Origin of the sequence: Methylocapsa acidiphila B2, assembly GCF_000427445.1 — a bacterium.
GTDB classification, from domain to species: domain Bacteria; phylum Pseudomonadota; class Alphaproteobacteria; order Rhizobiales; family Beijerinckiaceae; genus Methylocapsa; species Methylocapsa acidiphila.
This window is the reverse complement of record NZ_KE386496.1, coordinates 1407477-1422568: the sequence shown is the minus strand read 5'-3', so window position 1 is coordinate 1422568 and position 15092 is coordinate 1407477. Positions and strand designations below refer to the sequence as shown.

Annotated in this window: 12 protein-coding genes; 7 read left to right on the top strand and 5 right to left on the bottom strand. The window is 64.5% G+C overall.

Features of this window, described 5'->3' with window-relative positions; genetic code table 11:
- The first annotated feature begins 77 nt into the window (after positions 1-77).
- The 6 genes from addB (at position 78) to METAC_RS22920 (ending at position 9774) form a co-directional block, all read left to right on the top strand.
- Positions 78-3227, top strand: coding sequence for a double-strand break repair protein AddB (gene addB, locus METAC_RS0108615; RefSeq protein WP_026606713.1), 3150 nt, complete (start codon positions 78-80; stop codon positions 3225-3227).
- Positions 3227-6736, top strand: a complete 3510-nt coding sequence (gene addA, locus METAC_RS0108610; RefSeq protein WP_026606712.1) for a double-strand break repair helicase AddA — start codon at positions 3227-3229, stop codon at positions 6734-6736. Before addB ends, addA begins: the two co-directional genes overlap by 1 nt.
- Positions 6737-6815: 79 nt before the next feature.
- Positions 6816-7136, top strand: coding sequence for a thioredoxin (gene trxA / locus METAC_RS0108605; RefSeq protein WP_026606711.1), 321 nt, complete (start codon positions 6816-6818; stop codon positions 7134-7136).
- A 272-nt stretch (positions 7137-7408) separates the two neighbouring features.
- Positions 7409-8062: a 7-carboxy-7-deazaguanine synthase gene (gene queE / locus METAC_RS0108595; protein WP_425338905.1), complete on the top strand. Its 654-nt coding sequence runs from the start codon at positions 7409-7411 to the stop codon at positions 8060-8062.
- A 10-nt stretch (positions 8063-8072) separates the two neighbouring features.
- On the top strand, positions 8073-8429 hold the full coding sequence (gene queD / locus METAC_RS0108590) for a 6-carboxytetrahydropterin synthase QueD (RefSeq protein ID WP_026606709.1): 357 nt from the start codon (positions 8073-8075) through the stop codon (positions 8427-8429).
- A gap of 361 nt (positions 8430-8790) precedes the next feature.
- A complete protein-coding gene (locus METAC_RS22920) occupies positions 8791-9774 on the top strand; it encodes a metallophosphoesterase family protein (protein ID WP_051335473.1) in 984 nt (327 codons plus the stop codon).
- 63 nt (positions 9775-9837) lie between these two features.
- Here the strand turns inward: METAC_RS22920 and METAC_RS0108580 are convergent, their stop codons facing one another.
- The 3 genes from METAC_RS0108580 to trpA form a co-directional block, all read right to left on the bottom strand.
- Complete coding sequence (locus METAC_RS0108580; protein WP_026606708.1) at positions 9838-11151, bottom strand: bifunctional folylpolyglutamate synthase/dihydrofolate synthase; 1314 nt, start codon at positions 11149-11151, stop codon at positions 9838-9840.
- Between the two features lie 134 nt (positions 11152-11285).
- Positions 11286-12152: an acetyl-CoA carboxylase, carboxyltransferase subunit beta gene (accD, locus tag METAC_RS0108575; RefSeq protein WP_026606707.1), complete on the bottom strand. Its 867-nt coding sequence runs from the start codon at positions 12150-12152 to the stop codon at positions 11286-11288.
- Positions 12153-12259: 107 nt separating this feature from the next.
- On the bottom strand, positions 12260-13090 hold the full coding sequence (trpA, locus tag METAC_RS0108570; RefSeq protein WP_026606706.1) for a tryptophan synthase subunit alpha: 831 nt from the start codon (positions 13088-13090) through the stop codon (positions 12260-12262).
- 276 nt (positions 13091-13366) lie between these two features.
- Between trpA and METAC_RS25145 the strand changes: the two genes are divergently transcribed.
- Positions 13367-13741 (top strand): DUF1236 domain-containing protein, encoded by a 375-nt coding sequence (locus tag METAC_RS25145; RefSeq protein ID WP_198017188.1) that lies wholly within the window; start codon positions 13367-13369, stop codon positions 13739-13741.
- Positions 13742-13800: 59 nt separating this feature from the next.
- On the opposite strand, the gene METAC_RS0108560 is transcribed toward METAC_RS25145, so the two are convergent.
- Both METAC_RS0108560 and METAC_RS0108555 read right to left on the bottom strand, forming a co-directional pair.
- Positions 13801-14421, bottom strand: coding sequence for a cytochrome b/b6 domain-containing protein (locus tag METAC_RS0108560; RefSeq protein WP_051335810.1), 621 nt, complete (start codon positions 14419-14421; stop codon positions 13801-13803).
- Between the two features lie 145 nt (positions 14422-14566).
- Entirely contained in the window at positions 14567-15061 is a 495-nt protein-coding gene (locus METAC_RS0108555) for a tetratricopeptide repeat protein (protein ID WP_026606704.1), read from the bottom strand.
- Positions 15062-15092: the final 31 nt, after the last annotated feature.

Here is a 15092-nt window from a genome sequence, read left to right as displayed (position 1 = left end):
ACGTCGAAGCAGGTACTATGGCGACTTCGGGCCAGATCACGCACGGTCGCCCGCGCTTGCCTGCAATCGAAAGACATATGCGACGGCCGAACATCTTCACCATCGCGCCAGGCGCGCCATTCCTGAAAACCTTCGCCGCCGCCCTGCTCGAAGGCCGGGTCGTCGAGGGATTCTCAGGGCGCCTCGGGCCGCTCGACATGGCGGCGGCGACCATCTATGTGCCGACCCGGCGCGCCGCCCGCGCCTTGGCCGAGGAATTCGCCCGCGCGCTGGACCGCTCCGCGACGCTTCTGCCGCGCATCCTGCCGCTCGGCGCCTTGGAGGAGACCGAGACCGGCCTCATTTTCGAAGAGGCGGCGCGGGATCTCGGGGAAGATCCCGCCGGCGACCTGCCGATGGCCGCGAGCGAGATCGCCCGGCGTATGCAGCTCTCCGAGTTGATCCTCACGTGGTCCCGCGCGCTGCGCCACGCCATCGTCTCGGTCAGCGCCGACGGTCGATATAAAACCGACGCTGGCGAATCCTGCCTCGTCGCCTCGACGGCGGCCGACGCCTGGCGTCTCTCCGGCGATCTCGCCGGACTTATCGACGAGCTGATTATCGAGGATGTCGAATGGGCGCGGCTCGATCCGCTTGTTCTGCCCGAGTTCGATTCCTATTGGCGCATCACGCTCGATTTCCTCAACATCGCCATCGCGCATTGGCCGGACATTCTCGCGCGGGACGGATTGGTCGACAAAGCCCGCCGTCAGGTCGCGCTGATTGAGCGGCAGAGTCAGCGGCTGCGCGAGGGCGGCGCCGGCGGGCCTGTCATTGCAATCGGTTCGACCGGGTCCAATCGGGCGACGGCGCGGCTCCTCGCCGCCATCGCCCGCGCGCCGGAAGGCGCGGTCGTTCTTCCGGGCCTCGATCAGGATCTCGACGCGGCGTCTTTCGCATTGACCGGCGGCGATTCCGCGCGCGGCGCGGAAGCCGCGTTCACTCATCCGCAGGCCGCTCTCAGCCGGCTTTTGTCCGTTCTCCAGGTTTCGCGGGAGGACGTGCGGGCGCTGGGCGAAATCCCGTCCGCTCTCGCCGCGCGCGGGCGTTTCGTTTCGGACGCTTTGCGCCCGGCGGAGACGACGGACGTATGGGTCGACTTTCCGGCGCGCATGGAGGCGACCGAGCTTGCCGCCGGCCTGGCGGGGGTGACTCTGATCGAAGCGGCAGACGAGCGCGAGGAGGCGCTCGCCCTCGCGATCGCCATGCGCCGCGTTCTCGAGACGCCCGGCGCGACGGCGGCGCTCGCCACGCCCGATCGTGATCTCGCGCGTCGGGTGCGCGCCGAATTGTTGCGTTGGGGCGTCGAGGTCGATGATTCGGGCGGCGAGCCCTTGAGCGCGAGCCCTTGCGGCGTTCTCGCCCGGCTCATCCTCGCTTGCGCCGCGAGCGGAGCTTCGGCGGAAAGCCTCGCCGCGCTCTTTGCTCATCAAAGCGTCGATCTCGGCTCTTCCCGCGCTGATTTCGCAAGGCTCGCGGCTTTGCTCGAGCTCGGCGTGTTGCGCTCGGCGCGGGCCGCTGGCGCGCTCGCGGAGCGCATCCTTCATTCGCCCGCCGAACTGATCCAAACCGCGCGCGACGAGGCGGCGGACCGTTTCGCGCATCCCGCCAAAAAGCGCATCACGGATGCTGAATGGGCCGAGCTGCAGGAATTTCTGGTCCGTCTCGGCGCCGCGCTCAGGCCGATCCTCGATCTGAGCGGCGAGCATGATCTCAAGGCCTGGGTCGCGGCCCATAGGGCGACCCTCGACGCGATCGCGCGAGCGGAGGAGGTAGGCGATGATCGCGAGGCTTTGGAGGCTCTATTCGACGAGCTTGCGCGCTGTGCGACGACCAACATGCGCTTCGACGCCGAATCTTATGGGTATTTTTTCGCCGCCGTCGCGCGGGAAATCGCGCTGCGGGGGCCGAGAAACGCGCATCCGCGCCTGAAAATATTCGGCCTGCTCGAAGCCCGCTCGATGGAGGCCGATGTGATGCTGCTCGGCGGCCTCGACGAGACCGTTTGGCCGCCCCAGGCGCAAACCGACGCTTTTCTCAATCGACCCATGCGCGCCGCCTTGGGCCTGACGCCGCCCGAGCGCAAGCTCGGCCAGACGGCGCATGATTTCGTTCAGCTGCTCGGGCAGGGCGAAGCGATCTTGAGCCGCGCGGCGAAGCGCGGCGGCGCGCCAACGACGCCCTCACGCTTTCTTCAGCGCATGTCGGCTCTCGGCGGCAAGGCCTGGCGGGCTTGCGCCGGGCGCGGCAAATTTTATCTTGATCTCGCGCGGACGATCGACCGTCCGGCGCGGTCGGCCGCGCCGATTCAGCGGCCGGCGCCGCGGCCGTCCGTTGATTTGCGCCCAACTAAGCTCAGCGTCACGCGGATCGAGACGCTGAGGCGCGACCCCTATGCCATCTATGCCGAAACAATTCTCGGGCTCCAAGCGCTCGACCCACTCGGCGGCGCGCCTGGCCTGGCAGAATTCGGCAGCGCGGTCCATGCCGCGCTCGAAACCTTCGTCGCGGCCTTTCCCAGAGGGCCATTGCCATTGGACGCCCGCGAGAAACTCGCCGCGTTTTTGCGCGAAGAACTGCAGGCCAATCTCGAAGATCCGGACTTCGTCGCGTTTCAATGGCCAAGGATTGAAAGGACGATCGATTTCTATCTTGGCTTCGAGACGCGGCGGCGCGGCGGCCTTGACGAGATCAAGACCGAGATCGACGGCAAGCTCGCGATTCCTCTTGCCGATGGCTCAGTTTTCACCTTGACCGCGAGGGCGGATCGCGTCGAGCTTCTGCGCGGCGGCGGCGTGGCGCTCATCGATTATAAAACCGGCGCGCCGCCGGGAAAGCAGGAGATCCGCGTCGGCTTTTCGCCCCAGCTCACGCTCGAGGCCGCGATGGCCTTGCGCGGCGCCTTCGACCTCGGCGCCATGGTTCGCTCGGTCGAAGCGCTCTATCTCAAGCTCGGCGGTTCCGAGGGGGGCAGGGAAATGCCCGTCAACTTCAAGGATGAAGATTTCGCCGCCGTCGCTGAAGAGCATTATGCCGGCCTTGTCGCTTTGCTCGACCAGTTTCGCGATCCCGCGACGTCCTATCCGCCGCGTCCCTTTCCAAAGTTTTCCAAGCGCTACAACGCCTATGACCATCTCGCCCGGGTGAAGGAATGGTCGCTCGGCGGCGCGGCGGACGGCGGCGATTGATGGCGCTTTCGCGAATTCCTCCGCACACGCTCAAGCGCCAGCATGAGGCCTCGAACCCCGCCGGCTCGGTCTGGGTTTCGGCTCATGCGGGATCGGGCAAGACCCATGTGCTGACGCAGCGCGTCATGCGCCTGCTTCTGCAAGGTGCCCCCCCGGCCAAGATTCTCTGCCTCACCTACACCAAGGCGGCGGCGGCCAATATGGCCGGCCGGGTGTTCGAACGGCTCGCTGGCTGGACGGGGCTTTCCGATGCGGCCTTGCGCGAGGCGATCATCGCGACCGGCGCGCCTTCGCCTCAAGAGAGCGATTTGAGCGCGGCGCGGCGGCTCTTCGCCCGTGCGGTGGAGACGCCCGGCGGATTGAAGATCCAGACCATCCACGCCTTCTGCGAAAGGCTGCTTCATCTGTTTCCTTTCGAGGCGAATGTTCCTTCGCGGTTCGAGGTCGTCGACGACGCGCGCCAGGCCGAGCTGCTTTCGCGCGCGCGCCGCGAGATTCTCGTCGAAGTGAAGAACGATCAAAGCGGCCTCGGCGCGAGCCTCGCGCGCGTTTCGGATGAATGCGGCGCGGCGGATTTTCAGGATCTGCTGCGGGAGGCCTTAGCGCGGCGCGCCGACTTCAAAGCCGGTGCGTGGGGCGACCCCGGACACGCTCTGCGCAAAGCTCTCGGCGTCGAGCCGGGCCAAAGCGTCTCCGGCATCGAGCACGAGATGATCGAGGAGGGCCTAGCGCCGACGCGATGGAGCGAGATCGCGGCTTTTCTCGAGAGCGGCAAGAAATTGGATCAGGAGCGTGCGAGGCTGTTTCATGAGGCGGCCTTGCTGTTACGTCGGAGCCGTGCCGATGCCGATCTGCGAACCTGTCTCTCCCTTTATCTGGCGATCTTCTTCAACGAGAAGGGAGCCGGCGACAAGACCAAGAGCTTGTTGACCAAAGGCCTCGCCGGCGAGCGGCCGGAAATCGCGGAATGTCTCTACGCGGAGCAAGAGCGCCTCGACAGGCTTCGCGCCCTGCGCAAAGCCGCGGCGACGCTCGAGCGCAGCTTGGCGCTCACAGTCTTGGTCGACGCCATACTTTCCCGCTACGAAACGATGAAAGCTGCGCGCGGTCTCCTCGACTTCGACGATCTCATCGCCAAGACCTCGGCCCTTCTGGAACGCTCCGACGCGCGTTGGGTGCTCTACAAGCTCGACGCCGGAATCGAGCATATTCTCCTCGACGAAGCGCAGGACACGAGCGCGGCCCAATGGAGAATTCTCGAAGATCTTACGGGCGATTTCGCGGTTGGCGATGGAAGAGGCGGAGCGCCGCGCACTTTTTTCGCCGTCGGCGACGAGAAGCAATCGATTTTCTCTTTCCAAGGCGCAGCGCCGGACATGTTCGGCGGCATGCGGCGAAAATTCGAGCGGAAATTCGGCGCCGGCGCCGAGCCCTTCGCTCATGTTCGGCTCAGCCAGTCGTTTCGCTCGACGCCCGGCGTGCTCTCGGCGGTTGATCGGATTTTCGAGCATGGCGCGCATCGTCGCGGGCTCGTCGCCGATGACGACGTCTGGATGCCTCATGAGGCGCTGAAGGAGAGCCTTCCGGGGCTTGTCGAGATCTGGCCGCTCGTCGGCGCTCAAACGAGCGAAGAGCGGCGCGACTGGAGGCTGCCGCTCGATCTTTTGGACGCGCGCGATCCGGCCGGCGTCGTCGCGGAGCGCATCGCGCAAAAGATCGCGCGGCTCATCGCCGAAGGTTCGAGCGAAACCGTGCATGACTCGGAAACGGGCCGGCCGCGTCCGGTGCGGGCGGGCGACGTCATGATCTTGGTCCGTAAGCGCGACGCTTTCTTTGAGGCGGTCATTCGCGCTTTGAAGCAAAGCGCGATTCCGGTCGCGGGCGCCGATCGTCTAGAGCTTGCCGAGCATATCGCGGTGCTGGATCTCATCGCCGCCGGGCGCGCCGCGCTCCGACCGGAAGACGATCTCACGCTCGCCTGCGTCTTGAAATCGCCCTTGATCGGCCTCGACGACGACGACCTGCTGGCGATCGCGCCGGGGCGGGTCGGCAGCCTCTCCGAGGCGCTCGCGGCCTCTTCTGCGCCGGCCCATATCGCGGCCGTCGCCAGGCTCGCGCGCTGGCGCGACCGGGCGGCTTTGAGCCCCTTCGCGTTTTATTCGTCTCTGCTCGGAGAAGAAGGCGGTAGGCGCGCGCTGGAGGGAAGGCTCGGCCCCGAGGCCGGCGACGCGATCGACGAATTTCTGCGCCTCGCCCTCGACCAGGACAGTGAGGCCGCGCCCTCGCTCGTGGCCTTTCTCGACGATCTCGAGGCTATGGATTGCTCGATCCGGCGCGATATGGAGGCGGGCCTCGACGTCGTGCGCGTGATGACGGTTCATGCAGCCAAGGGGCTCGAAGCCAAGATCGTGTTTCTGCCGGACATCTGCAGCGCGCCCTCGCCGCGTCACGACGCTCGGCTCTTTGGCCTAGATGCAGGAGGTGCGGAGGGGAGGGTCCTCGCCTGGTCGCCGCGCAAAGACGCCGATTGCCCGGCGGTCGCGGCCGCCAGGGAGGCTGGGCGGGAAGCAGCCGCCGACGAATATCGGCGGCTTTTCTATGTCGCTTTGACCCGCGCCGAGGAGCGGCTCTACATCGCCGGCTTTCATGGCGCGACCAAGCCGAGCCTCATCTCCTGGGGCGCGATGATCGAAGCTGCTTTCGCGAATTCCGATGATTTCGAGGCCGCTCCGGCCTTCTGGAGCGCGGAGGAAACGATCTTGCGGCGGGTGACGGGCGTCGCAGCGGCGGCTGGCGAAGAGCCCGCGGCCGCTGCGCCGGGTGAAGCCGTGCGGGAAGCGCCGGACTGGCTTTGGCGCGCGGTCTCCCCCGAGCCCGAGGCGCCGGCGCCGATCCGTCCTTCGAGCGCGCTCGCCGCCGCGGATCGCCTGGGCGCGGCCCGATTGAGGCCGGGGCGCAGCCACATCTTGCGCCGCGGCTCGCTAATGCATGTCCTCCTGCAATATTTGCCGGACGTCGCGGCGGAGAAAAGACGCAAAGCGGCGCGCGCTTTTCTCGCCGCGCGCGCCGACGATCTCGACGAGGGCGCGCGGGAGGAGATCGCCGCCACGGCTTTGGACGTGATCGAGGCGGCGGACCTTGGCCCCCTCTTCGGGCCGAGCTCCAGGGCCGAAGTCGCGATCGCCGGCCGAGCGACGCTCGCGCCGGGCCTTGACGTCGACGTGGTGGGGCAAGTCGATCGAATCGCCGAGACGGAGCGCGCGTTGCTCGTCGTGGATTTCAAGACCGGCGCGCCCTGCGCCTCCGGCGAGACGCCGGCCGGCTATCTGGCGCAGATGGCGCTCTATCGCGCTGTCCTGGCGCCGCTCTGGCCGGGCAAGCCCATGCGGATGCTGCTCATCTGGACGGCCGGCCCGCGAGTCGTTGCGCTGGACGATCGCGATCTCGACGCGGCGCTGGCGTCTCTCGCGGCGCAAAGCCGGCGGGCGGGCGCGCCGCGCATGGCTTGACGCCGAAGGGCGGCGTTCTTAGGTTGCAAGGCGAAACATGGTGGGTATTCTCCCGCCCTTGGAATTGCGAGCTACGTTTATGTCCACCGTCAAAGTCACAGACGCCAATTTCAAAGCCGATGTGGTCGGATCGAGCGTGCCGGTCGTGGTCGATTTCTGGGCTGAATGGTGCGGCCCGTGCAAGATGATCGGTCCGGCGCTCGAAGAAATCGCCGAAGAGCTGCAAGGGCAGGTCACGATCGCCAAGCTCAATGTCGACGAGAATCCGGGCGTCGCCGGCGCCTATGGCATTCGCACCATTCCCACGCTCATGCTGTTCAAGGGCGGCAAGCAGGCGTCGACCAAGATCGGGGCCGCGCCAAAAGGCGAGCTGAAGAAATGGATCACCGACGCCATCTGAGGCATCTCGGGTCGCCGGCTTAAAGAAAGGACCTCGCGAGAGGTCCTTTTTGCTAGAGCGGGATGCGAAGAAGTTGATTCCGGTTTTTCGCGCGCCAATCCCGCTCTCATGTTCAAAAGTCGATCACGAGCCTTTTAGGCGTTTACGTCCAAAGCATCGTGAATTTGGAGCATGTTTTCAAAAAGCGTGATCGACATGCTCGATCCTGACCTGCTTCCTATTTTTCGAATTCGCACGCAAAGGAGCGACGGTCCGCCAATCTACGTGGCGGCATGTTTCGTGGTGAGCGTATGGGACATTATCGGGTGAAGGAAATTTTCCTCACTTTGCAAGGCGAGGGCGCCCAGGCCGGGCGCGCGGCCGTTTTCTGCCGATTTTCCGGCTGCAATCTCTGGTCCGGCCGTGAGAAGGATCGCGCCGCGGCGGATTGCAGCTTTTGCGACACGGATTTCGTCGGCATGGATGGCGAAGGCGGGGGGGCCTTCGCGGATGCATTGGCGCTTGTCAAGGCGATCGAGCGCGCCTGGGGTGCGGGGACGAGGAATCGATTCATCGTCTTCACCGGAGGCGAGCCGCTGCTGCAACTCGACGCGCCCTTGATCGAAGCGGCGCAGGCGCGGGGCTTCGAGATTGCGGTCGAGACCAATGGGACGATTGCCCCGCCAGCCGGCCTTGACTGGATTTGCGTCAGCCCGAAAGCGGGAGCGCCTTTGGTGGCGACGCGCGGGTCGGAATTGAAGCTTGTCTATCCGCAGCCGGGACTCGTCCCGGACGCATTTTTCGGCCTCGCGTTCGAGCATTTCTGGCTGCAGCCGATGGATGGCGCCGAACGCGCCGAGAATACGGCCGCAGCCGCCGCTTATTGCCTGGCTCATCCTCCCTGGCGGCTCAGCCTCCAGACGCACAAGATCATCGGATTGAAATGAAGACCGCCTCATGAAAATCATGCAAGCCTTCCGCTTCGAGGCCGCTCATCGCCTCCCGAATGTGCCGGAAGAACACCGGTGCCGCCGGTTGCACGGCCATTCCTATCGCGTCGAGCTAAAGCTCGAAGGCTCGGTCGATCCGACCACGGGCTTTGTCGTCGACTTCTTCGACGTCGAGGCGGCGTTCAAGCCATTGCTTGACCGGCTCGACCACCATTACTTGAATGAGATCGACGGGCTCGAAAATCCTACGGCGGAAAATATCGCCGTTTGGATTTGGGACAGGGTCCGCAAGGCGCTGCCGCAATTGACTAGCGTCGTCGTTTTCGAGACATTGGATTGCTCCGCCGAATATGAAGGGCGTTGAGCGCGGGTTGCATTCACCCCTCCCGTAGGGTCTTGTTCCGGGTCGGCGCGGCGCGCAGACGACACACTACGTCGCCTCTCAAATGCAACGTTCCCGGTCATGTTGCTGACATGCCTTCCGTGGCAAGCTTCCTCTGCGCGTCAAAAGAGTGCGAAGGAGGAAGCCCATGTCCAACCAGTCCCACCGACATGCTCGATCTGACGGTAGACTTCGGCCCACGCAAAGTCCGCCGCGATTCACGCAGGCCCCGACGCATCCGGGCCGCGCCTACCAGGAATTTCCCTTAGGACCGGGATCCGCCCCCTACCGGGCGAAATTGGAGGATCTCGTCCGACATCTCCCGTCTGGACTCGACCAGAGAATGGTTTTTCACATTGCTGGCGATACCGGCGGGGTGAGAGATCCTGCGCCGCAACAAATTGTCTCCGCGGCGATGGAGGATGACGCTGAGCGCAATCAGTCTGGCGGAGAGGTGGCGTTCCTCTACCATCTCGGCGATGTCGTTTACTACAACGGCGCCACAAGCGAATATTATCCGCAGTTCTACCTTCCTTACGAATTTTGCCCTGCGCCGATCCTGTCAATTCCTGGCAATCACGACGGAGATCCGATGCTGGCGCCGGAGACGCGGCAGCCGCTCGAACCGAGTCTGTCGGCATGGCGACGAAACTTCTGCTCGGAAACGCGCGTCATCACTCCGGAAGCGGGAGAAGCGCCGCGCCAGGCGATGATTCAACCCAATCCCTATTGGACGTTGCAGACTCCCAAGGCCAATTTCATTGGTCTCTACACGAGTGTTCCAGAGGGCGGCGTCGTCAGGGAGGATCAGAAGGAATGGCTCATAGGAGAACTGAAACACGCTGCGCGAGAGACGGGCAAGGCTTTGTTCGTCTGCCTGCACCACCCCGTTTTTTCGGCGGACTCCCATTATAGCGGAAGCGTCGCGATGAAATCTCTTCTGGATGAAGCGGTGCAAGCTTCCGGCGCGCATCCAGACATAGTCTTCTCAGCGCATGTTCATAATTATCAACGCTTCACGCGCGTGATTGACGATCAGCAATACACATACATCGTCGCCGGCGCTGGCGGCTACTGGCATTTGCACAGCATGGCTAAATTCATGGGCGCGAAGGTCACCGCTCCATTTCGACAAATCGACGATCCAAGCGTCGTTCTCGAAAACTATGTCGACGACACGCATGGATTCATGCGGGTCGAAATCGAGGGCGATATGATCACGGCGCGCTACTACGCCGTCCGCCGTCCGCAAGATTCTCCGGGAACGCCGGCCCGCGTGGCCGACCTGTTTCAGCTCCAATTCAAGTCCAACAAGCTCATCCGTTGAGTTTGGACTGAACCCGGCATGAGCAGGTGGGCGCAGAAGAGCGACTGCCTGCCTAGTCCCACTCTATTGCGGCGGCGTCCCATTGAACGCCAATACCTCTCCGGCGAGATAGAGGCTGCCGGCGATCAGGATGCGCGGAGGGATCTTCCATTCGCGCACTGCAAGATAGCGCAGGGCGGATTCGACGCTTTCGCAGGCGGCGGCCCTTATGCCTGCGCCTTCGGCCGTGGCGGCGACGTCGCGTGCGGCGTTGGCCTGTTCGGCATGGACCGGAACGGCGAGCACTTCCTGAGCGAGGCCCTTAAAGGCGCGAAGGAAGCCGCCCGTATCCTTGGTCGCGAGCGTGCCGCAAATGATGATCAGCGGCTTTTGCAAATGGTCCTCGAAATCGGCCATGGCTTGCGCGAGCGCGCGTCCGGCGTCCTCATTATGGCCGCCGTCGAGCCAAAGCTCGGCGCCTTCCGGGGCGAGCGCCGCGGCATGGCCCCTCGCCAGATTTTGCAGCCGCGCCGGCCATTCGGCCTGGGCGACGCCGCGCTCGAAAGCGCCAGGGTCGAGATCCGGCTCGACGCAGCGCACGGCCGCGAGCGCGGTCGCCGCGTTTTGATGCTGGTGACGCCCGAGCAGGCGAGGCAAGGGAAGGTCGAGCAGGCCGCGTTCATCCTCGAAAATCAGGCGGCCGTGCTCCTCCCTCAGGGCGTAATCTTCGCCGGCGGCGATGAGCGGCGCGCCGCGCCGCGCCGCCTCGCGCCGAAGCACCGTCAGGGCTTCCTCCGACTGAGGGCCGAGGATCACCGGCGCGCCGGGCTTGATGACGCCAGCTTTCTCGAAGGCGATTTTCGCCGGAGTCGAACCCAAGAATTCGGGATGATCGATCGAGATCGGCGTGATCACGGAGGCTTTTGGCCGCGCAATGACATTGGTCGCGTCGAAACGTCCGCCGAGGCCGACCTCGAGCAGAAGATAATCGGCGGGCGCCTCGCTGAAGAGCTTGAAGGCGGCGGCGGTCGTCACCTCGAAAAAGGTGATCGGTTGGCCTTGATTGGCTTTCTCGCAAGCTTGAAGCGCGGCCAGAAGCGCGGCGTCGCCGACGAGCGTTCCGCCGCCTTCCGCTCCGAGCCGGATGCGCTCGTGGAAGCGCACCAGATGAGGCGAGGTGTAGACGTGAACGCGCTTTCCCGCCGCTTCGAGAATCGCGCGCATAAAGGCGATGGTGGAGCCTTTGCCATTCGTTCCGGCGACATGAATGATCGGGGGCAGGCGCTGCTCCGGCGAACCCAAGGCCGCGAGCAGGCGCTCAATTCGCCCGAGCGACAGCTCGATCGATTTGCGGTGCAGCTTGAACAGGCTGGAGAGGAGTTCGTCCAGAGAATCCATGGCGCCCTTGTTCGCGTCGCCCTAGGAGCGCCTGCCGATCGGGTCGCGGCGCCCGATCGAAAGGGAATCGCTTGCTGTCAAAGGAGTGGAGCACGTCCCGACCGAAAAAGCCGCCGGCTTTTTCGGATCATGCCTTATGCGGCTCGCGCGGCGGGCGGCGTCTGCGTCAGAAGCGCGCAAAGGCGCGCGAGCGTGGCGCGCATGTCATGGCGATGGACGACCATGTCGATCATGCCATGCGCTTGAAGATATTCGGCGCGCTGAAAGCCTTCCGGCAGCCGCTCGCGAATGGTCTGCTCGATCACGCGCGCGCCAGCGAAGCCGATGACCGCGCCGGGTTCGGCGACATGGACGTCGCCCAGCATGGCGTAGGAGGCCGTAACGCCGCCGGTCGTCGGATTGGTCAGAACCACGATATAGGGAAGCTTCGCCGCGCGGAGACGCTGCACGGCGATCGTCGTGCGCGGCATTTGCATCAGGGAGAAAATGCCCTCCTGCATGCGCGCGCCGCCGGACGCTGTGAAAATGATGAAAGGAGTCCGCCGCTCGATCGCGGTCATCATGCCGGTCACGATGGCCTCGCCGGCCGCCATGCCGAGCGAGCCGCCGAGAAAGTCGAAATCCTGCACCGCGACGACGAGGTTCATGCCTTCGAGCTTGCCGAAGGCGAGCTTGACCGCATCCTGCGCCTCGGTCTTCGCCCGATATTCCTTGAGCCGATCCGTGTAGCGCTTGACGTCGCGAAACTTCAGCGGATCGAGCGGCACTTCGGGCGTCGCAATCTCTTCATAGGCCGCGTCGTCGAAAAGATTGTCGAGCCGAGCCTTGGCCGCGAACCGCATGTGATAGCCGGAGCCGGGCACGACGAAGAGATTGGCCTCGAGATCCTTGTGAAAGACGAGTTCGCCGCTTTCGGGGCATTTGACCCACAGGTTTTCCGGCGTCTCGCGGCGCAGCAGCGATCTCACCTTGGGCGGGACGACGTTGGCGATCCAGTTCATCGGCTATCCTGTAGGGGGCGATCCAATTCGGGCGCAACTCTAGAGCGGGATGAGGAAAGGCGGCAATGGTTTTCCGTTGCGCCAGACCTCTCGAGTCCGGAAAAGCGTCAACGGACGGCGGCCGAGCGCACGCCATTCGCTATATCGGCGACGAGCCCGGCGACGGCCTGGACGCTCGCGGATGTCGCCTTGCCTTGCGGATCGAGCGACGCGCGTAGGGCCTCTACCAGCGCCGAGCCTACGACCACGCCATTCGCGTGTGCGGCGAGGGCGGCGGCGGATTTTGCGCTCTTGACGCCAAAGCCGATCGCGACGGGCAGGGGCGAATGCTGCTTGATCCGCTGAACGGCGGCGGCGACCTTGGAGAGATCCGGGGCCGCGGCGCCGGTGATTCCAGTGATCGAAACGTAATAGACGAAGCCTGAAGTATTGGCGAGGACGGCCGGAAGCCGCGCCTCGTCCGTCGTCGGCGTCGCGAGACGGATAAAGTTCAGCCCGGCGGCGAGCGCAGGCAGGCAGAGTTCGGAGTCTTCCTCCGGCGGGAGATCGACGACGATCAATCCGTCGACGCCGGCCTCCTTGGCCCTGGCGAGAAAGCGCTCGACCCCATAGACATAAATCGGGTTGTAATAGCCCATGAGCACGATTGGGGTCGCCTGGTCGGACGCGCGGAAATCCGCAACGAGAGACAGCGTTTTTTCAAGGGTCGTTCCCGCAGCCAAGGCGCGCAGGCCGGCCGCTTGAATCGCCGGGCCGTCGGCCATGGGATCGGTGAAGGGCATCCCCACCTCGATGACGTCGGCTCCCGCCTTCGGCAGCGCCTTCAACAATTCCAGGCTGGTCGGAAGGTCTGGATCGCCGGCCATGACGAAAGTGACGAGCGCGGCGCGGCCCTCGCGCGCAAGGTCTTCAAAACGGCGATCGATGCGTGTCGGCATGAGATTTTGCTGTCGATGCCCTGTGGCGAGGAAGGGTTGGGCCGAGCGCGGCCCGGACGGGACGGCGGATAGCCCCGAGAAAAGGGAGGAGGCCCTCTAGCACGAAGCGGCCGATGGCGGAAGGCCACCGAAGCGAACCCTGGCGCCCGCCAAAACAGCGCGCAGGCGCGGCCTGAGCTTTAATGGCGCATGAACGCCGGCTTCATGCGCGCTTCAGCTGAGAGAGCGGAAATTACGCATCAGCAGGCGAGCACGCCTGCCAGTTGGAGAACGATCATGACGAAGAAAATTGCTTCTTGCGGCGCCCTTTTCGCTCTTCTCGCCCTGCCTCTGGCGGCCTTTGCCGAGCCTACGGCGAAGGCCCAAGGCGCGGCGGGCGAGACGGCGGCGGCTTCTGAGACGGCCCCCAAAGGAGCAGTCCTCAGCGCTGAGCAAAGCGTCAAGATGCAGCAATATGTCAGCAAGGAAAAGCGCCCTTCGACGAAGGTGAGCGAAAAATTGGCGGTGGGGGCGATCCTGCCGGGCAATGTCGAGCTCTACTCGCTCCCGGCCGAGATTGGCGGCAAGGCCGATGTTCGCTACACTGTCGTCAACGACCATACCGTCCTCGTCGAGGCGAAGACCCATAAGGTCACGCAGATTCTCAATTGATCCGCTGCTCATTGGAAGAGGGCGGCCGTCTTGGGCCGCTCTCTTTGCGGCGAGGCGCTTCAGCCCTCGGCGCGCTTCCTGCCCGTGATCATGGCGGCGACAAGGCTCTCTCGATGGATGACGCTGGCCGCGATGACCCCGAGGACATGCAAGCCGATGAGCGCCAAGGTGACGTTGGCGAGGACCTCGTGAATCTCGCCGACGGCGCTTTCCTTTTCTTTGTCCGCGCCGGCGCCTTGCGGTGAAACGGATTGCGCGAGGCTCGCGAGAGGCCCCTTGCCGAGCTCGCCGTAGGTTATGACTCCGGTGACGACCGTCCCTGTGAGCGCGGCCAGCAAGGTGAGGACCATCAGCCCTCCGGCTGGACTATGGCCGATATAGCGTCTCGCGCGGCCGCGCCCGAGATCCGCCAGATAACGCATGCAATCCCCGATCGGGCGGACGAAATCGCCGAAACGGGCGTGTTTGGACCCTATGAATCCCCAAATGACGCGCATGAGAACAAGGGTCCCGACGACATAGCCGGACCATACGTGAAGGGCGTCGGGGCCGTTTTCCTCACCCTCGGCGCTGAGATAGGCCACGGCGAAAGCGGCGACGAGCCCCCAATGGCCGAAGCGCACGAGGAGATCCCAGACAACTACGCTCGAGGCCGGACGCGTTGCGTTCGCTTGCATCATGAATGCTCCAGCTTTGACGACAGCAAGTCTCGCGCACGCGGAGCGAGACGTCTCGCTCCGCGCCGTGCGGAGGCTATGCGCCGGCGCGTCGGCCGACCTTGACATGGCTCAAGCCCGCTGCCTCTTCACCAAGGGGTGAATATCGTCAATCCTCGTCCGGCGGTTGCTCTAGGAGAGACATCAGGCCCCGAGCGCGCATGTGGTCGCCAGGGTCCAGCGCCGCGACCTTGGCTAGAGCTTCGCGGCCATCCTCGATGCGGCCGAGGCGGGCGAGCAGCCAGCCCATGGCGCGCAGGGCGAATAGGAAGGCGCGGGGCTCGCCGTCGAAATGGGTGAAATCCGCGTGAGCGGAAGTGACCGCGCGCCAATCCTCGGGAAAATGATTGCGTTTGATCGCGTCGGCGAGCCAGGCTTCGACATGCGGTAGGGCTTCGCTGAGGCGCCGGCGGTAATAATAGAATTTATAGGCCCCGTAGCGCACCGCGAGATGGTCCGGCGCGATTTTCAACGCGGTCTTGATATGCTCCTCGGAGGCGCGTTCATCGTCCCAGCATAGTCCGATCGCATGAAGCGCCCGCTCGGCCTCGGCCGGAAGGTCGCCGCCATAATAGCGCCTCTCCAGCCATTTCTCGTCGTCCATTCTGTCGCGCCCGGTTCGTTCTTCTTGATGT

Excerpts from the sequence above, each read along its gene's own strand:
- addB (WP_026606713.1), top strand. The coding sequence starts at position 78 with ATGCGACGGCCGAACATCTTCACCATCGCGCCAGGCGCGCCATTCCTG.
- addA (WP_026606712.1), top strand. The coding sequence starts at position 3,227 with ATGGCGCTTTCGCGAATTCCTCCGCACACGCTCAAGCGCCAGCATGAG.
- trxA (WP_026606711.1), top strand. The coding sequence starts at position 6,816 with ATGTCCACCGTCAAAGTCACAGACGCCAATTTCAAAGCCGATGTGGTC.
- queE (WP_425338905.1), top strand. The coding sequence starts at position 7,409 with ATGTTTCGTGGTGAGCGTATGGGACATTATCGGGTGAAGGAAATTTTC.
- queD (WP_026606709.1), top strand. The coding sequence starts at position 8,073 with ATGAAAATCATGCAAGCCTTCCGCTTCGAGGCCGCTCATCGCCTCCCG.
- METAC_RS22920 (WP_051335473.1), top strand. The coding sequence starts at position 8,791 with ATGGTTTTTCACATTGCTGGCGATACCGGCGGGGTGAGAGATCCTGCG.
- METAC_RS0108580 (WP_026606708.1), bottom strand. The coding sequence starts at position 11,151 with ATGGATTCTCTGGACGAACTCCTCTCCAGCCTGTTCAAGCTGCACCGC.
- accD (WP_026606707.1), bottom strand. The coding sequence starts at position 12,152 with ATGAACTGGATCGCCAACGTCGTCCCGCCCAAGGTGAGATCGCTGCTG.
- trpA (WP_026606706.1), bottom strand. The coding sequence starts at position 13,090 with ATGCCGACACGCATCGATCGCCGTTTTGAAGACCTTGCGCGCGAGGGC.
- METAC_RS25145 (WP_198017188.1), top strand. The coding sequence starts at position 13,367 with ATGACGAAGAAAATTGCTTCTTGCGGCGCCCTTTTCGCTCTTCTCGCC.
- METAC_RS0108560 (WP_051335810.1), bottom strand. The coding sequence starts at position 14,421 with ATGATGCAAGCGAACGCAACGCGTCCGGCCTCGAGCGTAGTTGTCTGG.
- METAC_RS0108555 (WP_026606704.1), bottom strand. The coding sequence starts at position 15,061 with ATGGACGACGAGAAATGGCTGGAGAGGCGCTATTATGGCGGCGACCTT.